Genomic DNA, 14,829 nt, shown 5'->3' with positions numbered 1-14,829 from the left:
CTATTCTTTATAAAATCTACTTATACCAAGGCTACAAAAAAGCTTTTCAATGGGCTATAAAATGGAGTATCTTTTATTTTCATCTCATTTCTTGCTTTTTCTTTAATTTTCTTTAAGATAGAATTTAAACTTTAAAATAAGAACTTAATAAGAGGTCCCTATTCTAAGGCAAGCAATACTCTGCCCTGGTTGAATTTCTTTAAGCTCAGGTGAAAACTGTAAGCAATCCCTCAGGGCGTAAGGGCACCTGGGATGGAATTCACAGCCCTTTGGCCGGTTAATAGGACTTGAGGGCTCACCTTTTACAAAGGCTGTATCTGGAGGCTCTTCAGAAAAAGGATCTGGAAAGGATCTAAGTAGCATCTCTGTATAGGGGTGATGCCTAACTTTTTTAAAAAGGCAACTCTTGAAGATTTCTACAATTTTTCCAAGATACATTACAACTATACGATCAGCCATATCTAAAGCCGTAGGTAAAGAATGGGTAATCAGTAAATAACTGAGGTGATATCTTTTTTGTAAGTCCTTGAGGAGATTTAAAATTTGATTTTGAATAGTCATGTCAAGGGCAGAAGTAGGTTCATCAAGGACAATGAGATCTGGTTTGGTAATCAGGGCCCTGGCTAAGGCAACCCTTTGTCTTTGACCCCCGCTCAACTGATGGGGATATCTCTCCATAAAGGATTCAGGTAACCCAACTAAATTTAACATTTGTATAGCTTCTTCCTCAGCCTTTTGGGACTCTTGAGGAAAATTTAAATAGTAGGGTTCCCTTAGGATCTCACGAATTTTAAAGCGAGGATTTAGAGAAGCATAGCTATCCTGAAAAACTGCCTGAATCTTTGGTCTAAGTTTTCGATAAAGGCTTTTTGATATATTCTTTAAAGAATTTTCAAACCAGAAGACTTTCCCCTCATCAGGTTCTTCTAAATGAAGAAAGATTCTTCCCAAAGTGCTTTTACCACAACCACTTTCTCCAAGAAGAACAACTACCTCTCCAGCAAAAATTTTAAGATTAATATTAATTAAGGCCCAAAAAGGGATTTTTTTAAACCAGAAGGTCTTAACAAAGTATCTTTTGGAAATATTTTGAGCCTCAACAATTACTTTTTCAGGCACAATTAAAACACCTAACAAAGTGATCTGGTTCAACCTCTATTAAAGGAGGAACCTCTTCTAAAGCCTTTTTACAGGGATTTAAACATCGCCCATAATAGTCACAAAAAGATACCTCTTGTAAATTAGGGGTTTCTTGTAAGAAGATTTTTTTACTTCCTTTACCAGGATAAGAATCAAAGAGAAGTTTTGTGTAGGGATGAAGGGGATTTTGAAAGATCTGAGTCGCAGTTCCTGATTCAAGGATTCTTCCCTGATAAAAAACCAAAATTTTCTGGGCAAACCACCTCAAGATACCAAGGTCATGGGTAATAAAAATAATACTTAATCTCCTTTCTTTGTTCAAAGACTTTAAAAGCTCTAAAATCTGCATCTGAATGGTAAGGTCAAGAGCTGTAGTTGGTTCATCCGCTATGAGAAGTCTTGGAGAACAGAGAATAGCCATTCCAATCATAACCCTCTGGCGAAGTCCCCCTGAAAGTTCATGAGGATAATTTTTCAACCTAAGCTCTGGATCAGGCACCCCTACTTCTCTTAGAGTTTGAAGTATTAAGTCTTTTCCCTCGGAATTTTTTAGACCAAGATGATAATAAACAAGCTCCTGCATTTGCTCATATATTGTTAACACCGGGTTGAGACTACTTAAAGGATCCTGAAATATAATAGAGAATCTTTTACCTCTTAAATCAGTTAACTTTTTATCAGAAAGGGAAAGCAAATTTACTCCCTCAAAGAAAATTTCCCCTTGATAGATCTTAAGTTCAGGTGGTAAAAGATTTATTATACTTAAAGCGGTAAGAGATTTTCCAGAGCCACTTTCTCCAAGGATTCCAAGAATCTCTCCTTCAGAAAGATGAAAAGAAATGTCCTTCAAGATAGGGAGAGTATTGGATACTTTCTGACCAACTGTAAGATTACGGACTTCTAAAAGGGGCATTGAAAGGTTATTATATATCTACTTCACGAGTAGACAAGCTTATCTTCAGCCACCACCACAGGCTCTGAGTTCTGCTGACATTATTTCATAAGCAGTAGCAGGACGGACCTCAAGGATATCTATCTTCATTAAAACATTTTTACCAGCTGCAGGGTGATTAAAATCTGCTATCACTTTATCCCCACGAATCTCAATTACCTTAAAAAAAGTCCTTGACCCGTAAGGAGATACCTCTTCATACCACTCTCCTGGGATTACCTTTTCTGGATGTTTAAGAGATTTTAAGTCCACCTCTTTCACAAGATAGGAAAGATGAGGACCATAGGCTGATTGCGGTGGTATGGTAAGGTCAACCTTTTCACCTTCAGATTTTCCGTTAATTGCTCTTTCAATTATGGCTGGAATAGCTTCTCTTCCAAATATGAAGGATACTTCAAGGGGCCTTGAAAACCACTCAGGAGTTTTTTCTCCTTCAATCTCCATAAAGTATTTTAATCTAACAAAGGAATCCCGCTCTATATTCATAACCCCCTCCCATTTATTGATGATACTTTATTATTTTAAGAACCTTTAATTAAAAAGTCAAGGATGGCCATATGAAACCACATTTTATTTTCCGCTTGATCCCAAACTACGGAATTTTTGCCCTCAAGAACATCTTCGGTTATTTCTTCCCCTCTGTGAGCAGGAAGACAATGCAAGACTATGGCCTCTGGATGGGCTTTATTTAAGAGCTCTTGCGTTAAAGTATAGCCCTTAAAGGTATCCCTTCTTCTCTGGGTCTCCTCTTCCTGCCCCATGCTGATCCAGACATCAGTGTTAATAACCTCAGCAGACCTTAAAGCCTCTTCTGGAGAGTGGATAAGCTCAATCTTGGCTTGAAAGCGCTCTTTAGCTTCCTTTAAGAGGGAAACTTCTGGTTCAAACCCCTTAGGACAGCAAAGCACCAATGGAAAACCAAGGAGAGCACTTGCCTCAATCCAAGATTGGGCTACATTATTTCCATCTCCTATCCAGACAATCTTACTTTTGTATAAATCTTTGCCCTTCTCTATAACAGTCATAATGTCTGAGAGAACCTGACAGGGATGAAAACGATTTGATAAGCCATTAATAACCGGGATGTTAGAGTAGCGGGCAAATTCCTCTATGGTCTCTTGAAGATAAGTTCTAAGAACAACAGCGTCTACATAACGGGAAAGAACCCTGGCTGTATCTTTTATAGGTTCACCTCTTGAAAGCTGAAGGTCCTGACGGGAGAGAAAAAGGGTTTCCCCTCCAAGTTTTATCATGGCAGACTCAAAGGACACACGCGTCCTTGTAGAAGCCTTCTCAAAGATAAGAGCTAAGATCTTTCCTTTCAGTCTCACCTCCCAGGTTCTCTCCCTTTTAAAGCTTAAGGCACGCTCAATCAGATTTTCAACTTCATCTTTTGAAAAATCCCAGATCCTCAAAAAATGCCTTATAGCCATAACCCATCTCCCTCTTTTGAGAATAAACTTTATTTTGCCTCAAAAATTCCCTTTGTAAACCCTAAGGGAAAAAATTTTAAAATTGCCCTATAGAAATTTTAAAAAGTGCCGATAATATTTAATGAGGTATAAGGATGGAGATTAAGGGGATTTCTGTAGCCAATACTAAAGTAAAATCTCCTGAACCTAAACTTGAATTACCCATAAAATCTGCCCAAACTCTTTCTGAACTTAAAGAAGAGATTTTAAAAAGTGATCACCCATTGGAAGGAGAGATAACGCCTAATAAAAATTTTCAAAATCAACTAAAATTTATAGAAAAAATTAATAAAATTCTTACTTCAATTAATAAGGCTTTAAAGATTGAGATTGACAAGGATTTAAATATTCCCGTTTATAAAATTATTGATCTCCAAACTCAAGAGGTTTTGAAGCAGATACCCCTTGAGGATATTTTAAAATTAAAAAAGGCTATAACCGAGATATTATCCAAGGAAAGGCAAAATCAGGAGGCTCTGAAGGGCCTCTTTCTTGAAAAGGAGGTTTAAAAATGCCAAATTTTTACATGAGTAATGTAACCGGGCTCCTTGATATAGATGCAATTGTGCAAAATCTGACCTTGAGTAAACAACAACAACTTAAAAAGCTATCTCAAGACAAGGCTTTACTTCAGGCAAAATCTACTTCATTAAACAATATTTTATCTGCTCTTAAGGACTTACAGAGCGCTGTTGATTCTCTTAATACCAATACCCTCTTTCAGGGTAAAACGGCATTGATTTCCGATACCTCAGTTCTTTCTGCAAAGGTTACTGAAAATACCCCAAATCTAAGCTTAAGAGTTAAGCCAACTCAGCTTGCACAGGGGGAAATTCGCATAACCACAGGTGGAGTCACCAATCTTTCAGATACCCTCAATTCCTCAACCTTTACTTTAAGATACTGGACCTCCAATACAACCTCAATAGATACTAATATAAATTTTGGAGGAGGAACCATTGAAGACTTAGCAAGAGCCATAAATTCAGCCCAGGATAAAGTTGTCGCAAGTGTTTATTATGATGGAAACAATTACAAGCTTATGTTTGCAGAAAAAGAAGTAGGGGCTTCAACTAAGGAGACAGCCTCAGGAGCTGTTATTGAAATCTCCTCAGGAGCTCTTCCCTCTTCCCTTGGCACACCGGATACAGTTCTTCAAGAAGCAAAAAACGCTAAACTCAAAATTGGTTCAGATCTCACAGAAATCTCAAGTCCAACTAACACCTTTGAAAATGTCCTAACCGGTCTTACCATAACTGCCAATAAAACTTCCGATACTTTTGTAAACATAACGGTTAAAGATTCCTATGACAAAGCAAATCAGGCTTTATCTAATCTTTTTGGGAAAATTAATAGCGTGCTTGATTTAGTTAATCAAATGACAGAAAAGGGAGCTCTCTTTCAGGGAAACTCAAATCTTACCCAAATTAAAACCAATCTTTTTACTCTTACTAAACCTTTACAAAACCTTGGGCTTATAAATCTTTCTGAGGATGGAAAATACTCTTTGAATACAGACACCTTCAATAATTTAGTAAATAACGGAAAGATAGGGGATATCCAGTCTGCCTTAAATGAGACACAGAATAATCTTAAAAAATACTTAGAAGGAACTTTAAAGGCTTTCCAGATTTATAAAGATACTCAGGATAAACAGATTGAGACCTTGGATAAAAAAGCCGAAACCCTTCAAATAGCTTTAGCAAAGGAACAGGAAAAATTAAGACTTACCTTTAGCCAAATTGAGGCTCTTATGTATCAAAATGAACAACTGAAGACAAGATTACAAAATTTTGCTGTCTCTTTATCAGAGGCAAATAAAAAATAAAATTAAAGATTTTATGAGATATTCCGATTAATTTTGGTAAAAATTTAAGGAGGAAGGCCATGCTAAGACCTAATCAAAACTACTTTGAAAAAGAAGTTCTCCAGGGAACATCTCTTGACCATATTATTTTACTCTATGGAAAGGCCATAAATTTACTTAAACAGGTAAAAAATGCTATAGAAGAAGGACTTGATACCCCTGAAAGAAAAAAGATCAAAGCTGAAAATCTGGGTAAAGTGGTGGATGTTCTCGTCTATCTTGAGGCTATTCTTGATCTGGAAAAAGGTAGAGAGATTGCTAAAAATCTAAAAGAAATCTATGCTGTGCTTATTAATGAGTTAATCAAGGTAAATTTTTCTAATGAATTAAAAGTAGTTGAAGATAGTATAGAGGTTCTTGAGAATTTAAAAAAGGCCTGGGTTGATATAAGACCAAGTGTTATACCTAATCATAAAATGGCACCTAAGCAGGCTTTGAGTGCAAGGCCTTAAAAGGGAAATAACTTGAAAAAAGGCCTTAAAGCCCAGCTTCTTGAGATTGAACTTGCCTTAAAACAAGAAGACTGGGCAAGAGCTCTCGAACTTTATGAAAATATAAACAAAAATTGGGAAAAAATAAGTAAGGATATAGATTATAAGGAGGTTGAAGAGTCTTTAAGATTAGTCAATTTTATTGAGAAAATGCTTACGGAAAAAATCAAGACCTTAAAAGTAGAAGATCAATACCTTAAAACACGCAGATCATACACAAAATTTATCTAAGCTCTCCTATCTACAAAATAAACACTTCCAGGCTGAGCCTTAATCAATTTTTTAATCTGCCCTGCCCTTTCAGCAATCTCACCAATGTGGGTAAATTTACCCTTTTGAACCGGGACAATAGCAATAGAGATAGATGGAAGCGGGAAAGTGCAGGTTTTACCCTGTCTATCTTTACTGATGAAATACCCTCGCTCTAAATCTTTTCGGCTAACTAATTTTGGGATAAGAGTTTCAAACTTTTTAATTACTTCTTCAGCTACTTTTTCAACACTTTCTAAAGGGACGATAAATACAAAATCATCCCCTCCAATATGGCCAACAAAGCCATCTCGAGTATGACTACTAATGGTTGTAACTAAAATTCTGGCTACATTTTTAATCAGCTCATCGCCTCTGGAAAATCCATATAAGTCATTATAGGCCTTAAAATTATCTAAATCTAAATATCCTATGGCATAAGGTCTTTCACTCTCCAGAACTTTATACAAATTCCTTTCAATTGAGACATTTCCCGGGAGTCCTGTAAGAGGGTTATTATCCGAAATTCTATCAATTCTTCTAAGGGAGAGTTCAACTCGTAAAAGAACTTCATTAGCAGATGAGTTTAAGAAAAAAAAGTCATCTATAGCCTTTAAATAATTCTCAAGCTCTCTTAAAGAATCATGGTTAATAACCAATAACAGGGGTAATCTAACTAAATTAAACTGAAGTTTTATATCCCGTATAAAGATTTCTAAACCCTCTGGTGATTTATGATAATAATAAATCACAAGATCAGGAGGATTAAATAACAGGGCATCTAAAAACTTTTCCAAAAGATAAAACTCTCGTATTTTAAAAGATTCTGAAAGAGCTTTTTTCCAGTGGCTAAAGGGTGCTTTTTTATCCCAAAAACTATAGATTTTTTTGAGATGTATTTTGGTTGTTTTCACAATCAAGAAAGCTCTTTTTTTAATTCTTCTGTAAAAAACTTTAGTTCATAAAGTTTTGGTTCAAGTGAAAAAATAATTTCCTTGATTTCAGGTAAAGAGAGTCCTAAAATCTTAAAAACAGAAGGGTCAAGAGGGGGGACCTTATCATATAGAGTCCTTCCATAGCCCCTGGCATGCACTAACACATCAGAAAGATGTAAACAGGCAGACTCTTTCTTAAATTTTTTGGACAAATCTAATTGATGGTGAGCAGAGACTGCTTCAATTAGTCTTTCAGGAAGATTCCATTGTCTCATCAAAAAAGCCCCTATTTCTGCATGATCAAGCCCTAAAATTTTTCTTTCTGCTTGAAGAGGTTCCTCTCCTTGAGAAATTAAGGCAATTATTTCCTTTGACTCCTCTCTAAAGCTTACCATCTCAATTACTCTTCCAAGATCGTGCAGTAACCCAGCTGTTGCAATCTCCTGAGGGTCTTTAATCTCGGTTTTTTCCGCAATAATTTTAGCACAGGCTGCAACTCCAATAGAATGTTCCCAGAGACCCACATCTTCTTTATGAATTATATCAAAAATAGATGAGGTCATAATTAAGATCTTTAAGACATTCATGCCAAGAAGCATCATGGCTTGACTGACTGTAGAGACCTTACGGGGAAATCCATAAAAGGCTGAATTAGCTAACCTTAACACCTTTGTAGTTATAACCTGATCTTTTTCAATGAGATCAGCAATCTGATGAAGAGAAACCCTCTCATCTTCAATTAGAAGGTTCAATTTTTGAACAATAGGAGGAAGGGTTGGAAGCCCCTCAAGTTTCCTTAATTTCTTTTTTACCTCTTTTCTTTTTTCAGAGGAATCTATCATATTTTTTACTCTGGTCTTGAAAACTTAAACTTCTCAAAAAGAAGTTCCTTTATTAATTCCTTAATTTGCAGAAGATTTTCTTCCTCTATCCCCTCAAATCTTGCTTCAAGCTCTTTTAATTCCTCTTCCAGGGTCTTTTCCCAGGGCAAAACAACTGGAGTCCCCTCAACAGTAACATAACTGACTCCCAGTTCTTGAAATCGCTTAAGCATATCCTCTGTAATCACTACCCCCTTTCCACAAAGCACCCTTCCTGAAGGATCCACTACCTCTTCAAAAGTTTTCATACCAGGTCTGATATAAGTTAAAGGAAGTCTTTGCATAAGCCCTCAAATAATTTTATTTAAGCTATATTCAATGATTCCCTGAACCCCTAATTCCAAAAGTTTGGGAACAAGGTCTCGAACTTCTTTTTCTGAGACTACAATTTCTAAGGCATACCAATCCTTTTCATAAAGCTTAGATATGGTAGGAGCAGTAATACTGGGAAGCAGGGTTACCACCTTTTCCAAATTCTCCGCAGGGACATTCATTTTAAGACCTACTTTTTTGTGAGAATTTAAGGCTCCTTTAAGTAAAACTGAAATCTGTTGTATCTTCTTTTTCTTCCAGGGATCTTCCCATGCAGAGGCATTGGCTATGAGTTGGGGATAGGTTACAAGCAATTCATAAATAATCTTTAAACCATGCGCTTTTATAGTAGAACCAGTTTCTGTGACCTCTACAATTGCATCACAAAGCCCCTGAACTACTTTGGCCTCCGTTGCACCCCAGGAGTAAGAAACCTCAACCTCGATGCCCCTTTCTTCAAAAAACCTCTTTGTAAAATTCACAAGCTCGGTGCTTATTCTTTTGCCCTGTAAATCTTCTAAGGTCTGAATTCCTGAATCAGCTTTTACCGCAACTACCCATCGAGCAGGCCTTTTACTTACCTTAGAATAAGGAAGGTCTTCTACTACCACTACCTTAGAGTTATTATCAAGAATCCAATCCTTTCCAGTAATGCCGGCATCAAGAACCCCGCTTTCTATGTATCTACTCATCTCTTGAGGTCTACAAATAACCATTTCAAGCTCTGGATCATCTACCTCAGGAAAATAGCTTCTGTGATGCACCTCAATAGTCCACCCGGCTTTTTCAAAAAGATCTATGGTAGATTTTTCTAAACTTCCCTTTGGAATACCAAATTTAAGCACCCTTTCCATAGACCTCCTCCGGTTGAAAAAGTTTTTCTTCAACGATGGTAAGTTCACCGTCTTTCCTTAGAGTTCGGTAAAAGCAACTAAGATAACCTTCATGGCAAACAGGCCCTTTTGGATTTACCTTTATTAAAAGCGTATCTGCATCGCAATCTATATAGATATCTAAAACCTCAAGGACATGACCTGAAGTCTCTCCTTTCATCCAGAGCTTTTTACGAGTTCTGCTATAAAAATGAACCTTTCCTGTTTGTAAGGTTTGCTCAAGGGCCTCTTTATTCATAAATCCAAGCATGAGAACTTTTCCTGTTTTGGCATCCTGGATAATTGCCGGCAAAAGTCCATCTCCCTTATCAAAATTAAGTTCAACTGGCATCTTAAAGGGCCTCCACCATCTTGTTTAAAAGTAAACCTGGATTTTCTGATTTCACTAAGGCAGTTCCTATAAGAACTCCCTTAAAACCAGCCTTTTTAAGGGCTTTTGCCTCCTCCGGAGTGCTAATACCTGATTCCGCAATTACAGGGGTTCCCTTGGGTATAAGAGGTAAAAGCTTGTAAGCGTGATCTGGGTCAAGCTCAAGGGTTTTAAGATTGCGATTGTTAATTCCAATAACATCAACACCAACTGAAAGGGCCTTTTCCAGATTATCTTCACTATGCACTTCAGTTAGAGCGGAGAGACCCAATTTTTTAGTATACCCATAAAGTTCTCGCAGGTCTTCAAAACTTAACAAATCAGCTATCAAAAGAACAAAATCTGCTCCAAAGGCTTTTGCCTCTTCAATCTGAATAGGGTCAAAAATAAAGTCTTTTCTAAGGAGAGGTAGGTTTGTAAGAACTCTAACTGCAGCTAAATATTCTAAGGAACCATAAAAGAAAAATTCTTCCGTTATAATTGAAATAGCCTTTGCCCCGGCTTTAATATAAGATTCAGCCAATTTTACAGGATTAAAATCTGCTCTCAAACTACCTTTAAGAGGGCTTGCTCTTTTTATCTCTGCAATAATGGTAAAGTTCTCTTTCTCAAGATAGGCCTTTAAATCAAAAATAGGGCGATCCCAAAAGGGCCTAAAATATAGACCTTTTTGTTTGCGTTTAATGATTTCGTAAAATTTTTCCTCTAAAATCCTTTTAAGAATTTTATGCATCTTCATAATTTTAGCATATAGAAATTTTTTGGAAAGATGTTAAAATATAAAACTAATCACTGGAACGAGGAGGAGCCTTATGCCTAAAAGGACCTATCAACCCAGTAGACTGAAAATGAAGAGAAGACACGGTTTTAGGGCAAGAATGGCAACTAAATCTGGAAGAAGGATTCTTAAAAATAGAAGAAGAAAAGGGCGCTATCGCCTGACTGTTTAGGTGTGAGCTCCTTAAAAAAGGAAGGTCTCTCAAGTAAAGAGCGTTTAACCCTTAATAAAGACTTTAAAAGAGTTTTTAAAGAGGGAAAAAAAATCTGGGTGGGGAGACATCTTTTGATAATTTATTGTCCCAATCAACTGGGCTTACGAAGATTAGGACTTGTTGTTTCAGGTAAAATAGGTAAAGCAGTTGAAAGAAATAAAGTGAAAAGACTATTAAGGGAACTTTTTAGAAAAAATAAAGAGCTCTTCCCAGAAGGGGTAGATTTAATCATGATTCCCCATCCTAATCTTAAAAATCTCTCTTATGGAGAGCTTCTTGAACTTGTGAGAAAAAATCTTTCAAGTGGGAGAAATCGGAATCTGAATGCTGAAAAAACTTTTGCTTAAGGCTATTGAAGTTTATCAATGGGGGATTTCTCCTTTTTTTTCTATACATCTTGGAATTCATTGTCGGTATTATCCAAGTTGTAGTGAGTATACCAAAATTGTTATTTCGGAATGGGGAATATTAAAGGGCAGTTGGTTTGCCTTAAAGAGGTTTTTAAGATGTAATCCCCTTTTTAAAGGGGGAGTAGATTTTCCTCCAAGAAAAAATTTTCAAAAGGAGTTTTGAATGGACAATCGTGTGCTTTTAGCCATAGTGCTATCAATAGGAATCCTGATTCTTTTTCAATATCTTTATCTTCAATATTTAGCTCCCAAACCTCCTCAAGGGAGTGTTAATCAAACCCTAAACCAGACAGCCCAGGGGAACCAATCTCTTACTGGCAAACCTTTGGCAAGCATAGAAACTTCAAAGGTTGACAAAGAATTACCTGAAAAAAAGATTACAATTGAAACACCCTTTTATGAGGCAAAGATTACTAATTATGGCGTGCGTTTTAGTAGCCTTAAACTTCTACAATATCCTAAGGATCTAAAAAGTAAAGAACCTGTTGAGCTTATTTCTGCCCCCAAAGAGGGTCTACCTTTAGAGATATACACAACTCAGGCCCCTTATCTTGCCTTAGTCCCCTTTGAGGGAGATTTACCTGAGAAAATAACCCTCTCATCAAAGGACAATAAAGATCTGATCTTTAGAACCAAAGTCTCAGGTCTTGATATAGAAAAAAAACTTCTCTTTAAGGGAGACTCTTATTACTATGATCTTGAGGTTAAGTTATCCAATTCAGGAAATGAGACTATTAAAGATAGACTACTTATCCGAGGGGTTTTTGCCCCTTATTCCAAGGGGAGCGGTTATGTCTTTAAAGGCCCCTTTTATTATACTGATCAGCTTAATGAGGTTAACCTCAAAGACTCTCTTTCTGAATACACAGGGCCCCTAAAATACCTTGGCTATATGGATGTTTATTTTCTTACTGCTCTTATACCCTTTGAAAATGGAACTTTCAAAGGCACCTTCCGAAAACTCTCAGAAGAGGTCAATGAATTTATTTTCTGGAGTGATGAGTTTTCTCTCAGGCCTGGAGACACCAAAACTTTCAAATTTAAGGTCTATATGGGTCCAAAAAGAGCGGAGGACTTGAAAAAGGAATACCCTCTTCTTGCCCGTTCTCTTTACTTTGGAATCTTTGACTTTGTTGCCAAACCTTTGTTATATCTATTGAAATTCTTCTATCAATTCACTCATAATTATGGCTGGGCAATTGTTATTATTACTTTTCTTATCCGAGTCCTTTTTTATCCATTAAACCACATAAGTTATAAAAGCATGAAAAAGATGCAAGAACTTCAACCTGTTTTTCAAAGGCTACGAGAAAAATATAAAGATGATCCTCAAACCCTACAGAGAGAAATGATGAATCTCTATCGGACTCATAAGATTAATCCTTTTTCAGGGTGTCTTCCTATATTGATTCAAATTCCCGTATTTATTGCCTTTTATAAGGTTTTATTGATGGCTATTGAGTTAAGACTTGCACCTTTTATGCTCTGGATTACGGATCTTTCTTCACCGGAGAGATTATATCTTGGTAACCTGGTTATTCCCTGGCTTGGAGGTATTCCAGTACTTACTATCCTTATGGGAGTTTCCATGTTCTTTCAGCAAAAACTTACACCCACCTCTATGGATCCTACTCAGGAAAAGATTATGTTAATATTACCCATCTTTTTTACAGTTCTTTTTATAAATTTTCCCTCTGGCCTTGTCTTATACTGGTTTGTGAATAATCTTTTATCCATAGGACAGCAATTGATTACATTCAAAGTATCTAAAAAAAGGTAAGGAGAGGTGAGTTATGAGCAAGGCACTCGAACTTGAAGGAAAAAGTTTGGATCAACTTGTTGAAAAAGCCTGTCAGGATCTGGGCTGTTTACCTGAGGACATGGAGATAGAAATTAAAGAATTTACCTCGGGAGGTATGCTTGGAACCGGTCGTAAAGTCAAAGCCCTTTTTAGAATAAAACCTGAAAAACTACTTTCAGAAAGAGCCAATCGGGCTTTGGCCTTTTTAAAAGAGATCTTTTATAACACAGATTTCCAGCTTGAAACCCAGACTCAATTGCATAAAGATTCCTTAGAAGTTGAGATTCAACTTTCTGGAGAGGATGTGAAATATCTCTTACAAAATGGGGGTGAGGTTCTCACTTCTCTTGAATTTTTAGTAAACAAGGTGGTAGCCAAATCCCTGGGAGTAGGCCCGAAAATCACCTTGAAGATCCGGGGAGTGGATCTTGAAAAAGAAAAAAGATTAATTAGGGCGGTTCAAAAGGCTGTTGAGCTTATTAAGGAGGATAAAAGAGAGCGAGTTATCCGCATTGGAAGTAGAAGGGAGGAAAGGCTTGTTCTTAATATGCTTAAAGATATCCCGGAAATTTCCTCTTCCCTTGAAGAGGATAGCAAGGGCAAAAGGATTATCTTGAGGTGGAAAGAATCCTAAGTGAGGAGTAGCTTTTACACTGAAGACACTATTTCCGCCATTGCCACCCCGCCTGGCAGGGGGGCAATTGGCGTTATTAAAATAAGTGGTGAAAAGTCCTTAGAGATCCTTAGGAAAATCTTTAAACCCTTTAAACCTCGATTGTCCTTTGAATCACACAAGTTTTATTATGGTTTTATTATTGATCCTGAAACTGAAAGACCTGTAGATGAAGTTCTTGTGGTTTACATGAAGGCTCCCTTCAGTTATACCCGAGAGGATGTGGTAGAGATACATGCTCATAGTGGCTATGTTAATCTGAGAAAAATTCTTGAGCTTGTCCTCAAAGAAGGGGCAAGACCTGCTCAGCCAGGGGAATTTACCTTACGGGCTTTTTTAAATGGGCGTATTGATCTTGCTCAAGCAGAGGCTATAGAAGAAATCATTTCCGCAAAAAGTGAAAGGGCCCTGAAACTCGCCTTAAACAATCTCTCAGGAAGACTTTCAGAAAAAATTAATACCCTTAAAGAAAGACTTTTATACGCCCTGGCTCAAGTGGAATCTGCCATTGATTTTCCAGAGGAAGACCTTGAGATCATGAACCCTCAGGAGTTAAGCCAGTTAATCAAAAGGGAAATAATTCCTGAAATAGAAAAATTGATAAATTCTTATGAGGAGGGAAAGATATATAGGGAAGGCATAAATCTTGTCATATGTGGGAAACCAAATGTAGGAAAATCTTCCCTTATGAATGCCTTACTTAGAGAAGAAAGGGCTATTGTAACTCCAATCCCTGGAACAACACGGGACTTTTTAGAAGAAGAGGCCTATCTACAGGGGCTTCCTGTTAAACTCATTGATACCGCTGGCTTAAGGGAAACAGAGGATCCTGTTGAAAAAATTGGTGTTGAGAGGGCCTTTCAAAAATTAAAAGAAGCTGATCTTGTTCTCTTTTTGGTTGATGTGTCAGAAGAACCTACTATGGAGATAAAACATTTATACCAGCGAATTCAAGCCTATCCACATTTAGTAGTTTTCAATAAGATTGATCTAATCCCCAATTATCTTGAGGAATGGCGGAAAACCTTCTTCAAATATGGTGGGGAACTTATTGAGATCTCTGTAAAAAAAGAGCTTAATCTTGATCTTTTAACCCAAAGAATATATGAAAAGATAGTGTCAAAGAGGGCAACAGCTGTCTCTGAGGTTATGCCAAACCTTCGGCAAAAAACTTCCCTTGAAAAGGCTAAAAGACACCTTGAAGATGCCCTTAAGGAACTTCAAAAAAGGGAACCTTTACCTGAGCTTGTCTCTATAGAACTAAGGTCAGCCATAGGAAATTTGTCTGAAATTATAGGTGAGATCACTACTGAAGATCTTCTCTCTGAAATCTTTTCTCGTTTTTGCATTGGAAAATAAACTACCCTCAAATCCGTAATGCCTCATTTAAT

General features: G+C 37.0%; 20 protein-coding genes. 10 read left to right on the top strand and 10 right to left on the bottom strand.

Going from position 1 to position 14,829, the window contains the following annotated elements; genetic code table 11:
* Window positions 1–144 precede the first annotated feature (144 nt).
* From THC_RS09125 to argF, 4 genes are read right to left on the bottom strand one after another with little or no spacing between them, the layout of a single operon-like run.
* Window positions 145–1,119, bottom strand: a complete 975-nt coding sequence (locus tag THC_RS09125) for an ABC transporter ATP-binding protein (protein WP_167344345.1) — start codon at window positions 1,117–1,119, stop codon at window positions 145–147.
* Window positions 1,112–2,053 carry an ABC transporter ATP-binding protein gene (locus THC_RS09120; protein ID WP_068516493.1) on the bottom strand — a complete coding sequence of 314 codons (942 nt, stop codon included), beginning with the start codon at window positions 2,051–2,053 and terminating at the stop codon, window positions 1,112–1,114. Before THC_RS09120 ends, THC_RS09125 begins: the two co-directional genes overlap by 8 nt.
* Before the next feature lie 45 nt (window positions 2,054–2,098).
* Window positions 2,099–2,578 (bottom strand): FKBP-type peptidyl-prolyl cis-trans isomerase, encoded by a 480-nt coding sequence (locus tag THC_RS09115; RefSeq protein WP_068516492.1) that lies wholly within the window; start codon window positions 2,576–2,578, stop codon window positions 2,099–2,101.
* A gap of 35 nt (window positions 2,579–2,613) precedes the next feature.
* Window positions 2,614–3,525 (bottom strand): ornithine carbamoyltransferase, encoded by a 912-nt coding sequence (gene argF, locus THC_RS09110; protein WP_068516489.1) that lies wholly within the window; start codon window positions 3,523–3,525, stop codon window positions 2,614–2,616.
* A 134-nt stretch (window positions 3,526–3,659) separates the two neighbouring features.
* Here argF and THC_RS09105 point away from each other — a divergent pair, with 134 nt between their 5' ends.
* From THC_RS09105 to THC_RS09090, 4 genes are read left to right on the top strand one after another with little or no spacing between them, the layout of a single operon-like run.
* Window positions 3,660–4,073: a flagellar protein FlaG gene (locus THC_RS09105; RefSeq protein ID WP_068516486.1), complete on the top strand. Its 414-nt coding sequence runs from the start codon at window positions 3,660–3,662 to the stop codon at window positions 4,071–4,073.
* A gap of 2 nt (window positions 4,074–4,075) precedes the next feature.
* Window positions 4,076–5,392, top strand: a complete 1,317-nt coding sequence (fliD, locus tag THC_RS09100) for a flagellar filament capping protein FliD (RefSeq protein WP_068516482.1) — start codon at window positions 4,076–4,078, stop codon at window positions 5,390–5,392.
* 59 nt (window positions 5,393–5,451) lie between these two features.
* Entirely contained in the window at window positions 5,452–5,883 is a 432-nt protein-coding gene (locus THC_RS09095) for a flagellar export chaperone FliS (protein ID WP_068516478.1), read from the top strand.
* A gap of 12 nt (window positions 5,884–5,895) precedes the next feature.
* Window positions 5,896–6,153, top strand: a complete 258-nt coding sequence (locus THC_RS09090; protein ID WP_068516474.1) for a hypothetical protein — start codon at window positions 5,896–5,898, stop codon at window positions 6,151–6,153.
* On the opposite strand, the gene THC_RS09085 is transcribed toward THC_RS09090, so the two are convergent.
* From THC_RS09085 to trpC, 6 genes are read right to left on the bottom strand one after another with little or no spacing between them, the layout of a single operon-like run.
* On the bottom strand, window positions 6,150–7,085 hold the full coding sequence (locus THC_RS09085) for a GGDEF domain-containing protein (protein WP_167344344.1): 936 nt from the start codon (window positions 7,083–7,085) through the stop codon (window positions 6,150–6,152). The two genes, THC_RS09090 and THC_RS09085, sit on opposite strands and share 4 nt — an antisense overlap.
* Window positions 7,086–7,087: 2 nt before the next feature.
* Window positions 7,088–7,948 (bottom strand): HDOD domain-containing protein, encoded by an 861-nt coding sequence (locus THC_RS09080; protein WP_068516469.1) that lies wholly within the window; start codon window positions 7,946–7,948, stop codon window positions 7,088–7,090.
* A 5-nt stretch (window positions 7,949–7,953) separates the two neighbouring features.
* A complete protein-coding gene (locus tag THC_RS09075; protein WP_068516466.1) occupies window positions 7,954–8,271 on the bottom strand; it encodes a hypothetical protein in 318 nt (105 codons plus the stop codon).
* A 6-nt stretch (window positions 8,272–8,277) separates the two neighbouring features.
* Window positions 8,278–9,153, bottom strand: a complete 876-nt coding sequence (gene hisG, locus THC_RS09070; RefSeq protein ID WP_068516463.1) for an ATP phosphoribosyltransferase — start codon at window positions 9,151–9,153, stop codon at window positions 8,278–8,280.
* Window positions 9,137–9,523, bottom strand: coding sequence for a phosphoribosyl-AMP cyclohydrolase (gene hisI, locus THC_RS09065; RefSeq protein ID WP_068516460.1), 387 nt, complete (start codon window positions 9,521–9,523; stop codon window positions 9,137–9,139). Before hisI ends, hisG begins: the two co-directional genes overlap by 17 nt.
* 1 nt (window position 9,524) lies before the next feature.
* Entirely contained in the window at window positions 9,525–10,295 is a 771-nt protein-coding gene (gene trpC / locus THC_RS09060; RefSeq protein WP_068516458.1) for an indole-3-glycerol phosphate synthase TrpC, read from the bottom strand.
* A gap of 79 nt (window positions 10,296–10,374) precedes the next feature.
* On the opposite strand from trpC, the gene rpmH reads away from it, so the two are divergent.
* Genes rpmH through mnmE form a run of 6 tightly spaced genes read left to right on the top strand, consistent with a single transcriptional unit; the run spans window position 10,375 to window position 14,797 of the window.
* Window positions 10,375–10,512, top strand: coding sequence for a 50S ribosomal protein L34 (rpmH, locus tag THC_RS09055; protein ID WP_068516455.1), 138 nt, complete (start codon window positions 10,375–10,377; stop codon window positions 10,510–10,512).
* Window positions 10,513–10,514: 2 nt separating this feature from the next.
* On the top strand, window positions 10,515–10,901 hold the full coding sequence (gene rnpA, locus THC_RS09050) for a ribonuclease P protein component (RefSeq protein ID WP_068516454.1): 387 nt from the start codon (window positions 10,515–10,517) through the stop codon (window positions 10,899–10,901).
* The gene (gene yidD / locus THC_RS09045) at window positions 10,879–11,127 is read left to right on the top strand and encodes a membrane protein insertion efficiency factor YidD (protein ID WP_193392859.1); all 249 of its coding nucleotides are present in this window, start codon (window positions 10,879–10,881) and stop codon (window positions 11,125–11,127) included. Before rnpA ends, yidD begins: the two co-directional genes overlap by 23 nt.
* A complete protein-coding gene (yidC, locus tag THC_RS09040) occupies window positions 11,128–12,744 on the top strand; it encodes a membrane protein insertase YidC (RefSeq protein WP_068516450.1) in 1,617 nt (538 codons plus the stop codon).
* A 13-nt stretch (window positions 12,745–12,757) separates the two neighbouring features.
* The gene (locus THC_RS09035) at window positions 12,758–13,399 is read left to right on the top strand and encodes a Jag family protein (protein ID WP_068516449.1); all 642 of its coding nucleotides are present in this window, start codon (window positions 12,758–12,760) and stop codon (window positions 13,397–13,399) included.
* Window positions 13,400–14,797, top strand: a complete 1,398-nt coding sequence (gene mnmE, locus THC_RS09030) for a tRNA uridine-5-carboxymethylaminomethyl(34) synthesis GTPase MnmE (protein WP_068516444.1) — start codon at window positions 13,400–13,402, stop codon at window positions 14,795–14,797.
* Window positions 14,798–14,829 lie beyond the last annotated feature (32 nt).

Origin of the sequence: Caldimicrobium thiodismutans (assembly GCF_001548275.1) — a bacterium.
GTDB lineage: Bacteria > Desulfobacterota > Thermodesulfobacteria > Thermodesulfobacteriales > Thermodesulfobacteriaceae > Caldimicrobium > Caldimicrobium thiodismutans.
Note: the sequence above shows the minus strand (reverse complement) of the source record. Positions and strands in the feature narration are given on the sequence as shown.